Here is a 1455-nt window from a genome sequence, read left to right on the forward strand (position 1 = left end):
GGGTTTGCCGGCGCCGCCGGGGCCGCGCCGTCCGGGCGGGCGGGCGACTTCGCCTTCGAGCATCCGGAGGGCGGCGCCATGCCGCTCTCGGCCTATGCCGGGCGGCCGATCCTGGTGGTCAACACCGCCACGGCCTGCGGCTATGCCGGCCAGCTCGCCGGGCTCCAGACCCTGTGGACCCGCTTCGGCGACCGGGGCCTCACGGTGATCGGCGTGCCGTCGCCGGATTTCGGCAACCAGGAGCCGCTCGACGGGCCGGCCATCGCGGAGGCCGCGCGGAAGAATCACGGCGTGACCTTCCCGCTGACCGCCAAGACCCGGGTGAAGATGCCGGGCGCCCACCCGTTCTACCAATGGGCGGCGGCGGAGCGGCCGGGCGAGACCCCGCGCTGGAACTTCCACAAGTACCTGATCGCCCGGGACGGCTCCTTGGCCGCCGCCTTCGCCACCCAGGTGGAGCCCACCGACCCGCGCCTCGTCTCGGGCATCGCCGCCACCCTCGATCAGGCCTGAACGGCGCCCGGGATTAAACGCCCGGGCCCCCGCGTTCACACCCTATGGCGTCAGACAAGCTCAAGCATCCGGACATCGTCGACCTGCTGGTGCCCCTGCGGCGCTACGCCCGTTCGCTGACCCGCGACGCGCTGCGGGCGGACGACCTCGTGCACGATACCCTGGTGCGCGCCCTGGAGATGCAAGGGTCCCTGCGCCCCAACACCAACCTGCGCACCTGGATGATGACGGTGCTGCACAACGCCTTCATCGACGAGCAGCGCCGCCGCCAGGTCGAGGCGCGGCACGCCGACGCACTCGTGCGGATGAGCGAGGACATGGCGCCCCCCGCCCAGGAGGGCCGGGTCCGCCTCGCCCAGATCCGGCAGGCCTTCCTGACCCTGCCGGAGGAGCAGCGCGCCGCCCTGCACCTCGTGACCCTGGAGGGCATGGCCTACGCCGACGCCGCCGCGGTGCTGGGGATCCCGATCGGCACGCTGATGTCCCGCCTCGGCCGCGGCCGGGCGGCGTTGCGCGCCTTCGAGGACGGCGCCCGGGGCACGACCGAGGCCGAGCCCGAAACGAACCGGCCGGATGTCCGGCGCGGCACCTTCCCGGGCCTGCGCCTCGTCGCCTCCGACCAGACCCGGGACCGGCCGCCGATAAAGCGCGCCGCCGGAGATGCCTGAGGCATTCGACCCGGACCGGCCGCGCAGGGCCGGAACAGAGACGATGACGACCGGCGGATCCGCCCCGGCGGCACGCTGGAACCGAGGACTTCACCGATGATGGATCCGATAACAGACGACGACCTCATCGCTTTCGTCGACGGGCAGATCGACCCGATGCGCCGTCTCGACGTCGAGGCGCACCTGGCCGCCCATCCCGGGGCCGCCGCCCAGGTGATGGCCGACCTGCACGACCGCGACGCCCTCCGGGCCGCCTTCGAGCGCATGCCCGGGC

Annotated in this window: 2 protein-coding genes and 1 pseudogene; all 3 read left to right on the forward strand. The window is 73.3% G+C overall.

Going from position 1 to position 1455, the window contains the following annotated elements:
- On the forward strand, positions 1-513 hold a 513-nt coding region (locus tag FV228_RS29540), incomplete at its 5' end, for a glutathione peroxidase (RefSeq protein ID WP_147857703.1).
- Positions 514-557: 44 nt separating this feature from the next.
- The gene (locus FV228_RS29545; protein ID WP_147857704.1) at positions 558-1181 is read left to right on the forward strand and encodes a sigma-70 family RNA polymerase sigma factor; all 624 of its coding nucleotides are present in this window, start codon (positions 558-560) and stop codon (positions 1179-1181) included.
- A 96-nt stretch (positions 1182-1277) separates the two neighbouring features.
- Positions 1278-1455 (forward strand): annotated as a pseudogene (locus tag FV228_RS34555) (anti-sigma factor); the annotation flags it as partial.

It is taken from the genome of Methylobacterium sp. WL18 (genome assembly GCF_008040015.1).
Classification (GTDB): Bacteria; Pseudomonadota; Alphaproteobacteria; order Rhizobiales; family Beijerinckiaceae; genus Methylobacterium; species Methylobacterium mesophilicum.

Coding starts and splice junctions, on each gene's coding strand:
- FV228_RS29545 (WP_147857704.1), top strand. CDS start 558: ATGGCGTCAGACAAGCTCAAGCATCCGGACATCGTCGACCTGCTGGTG.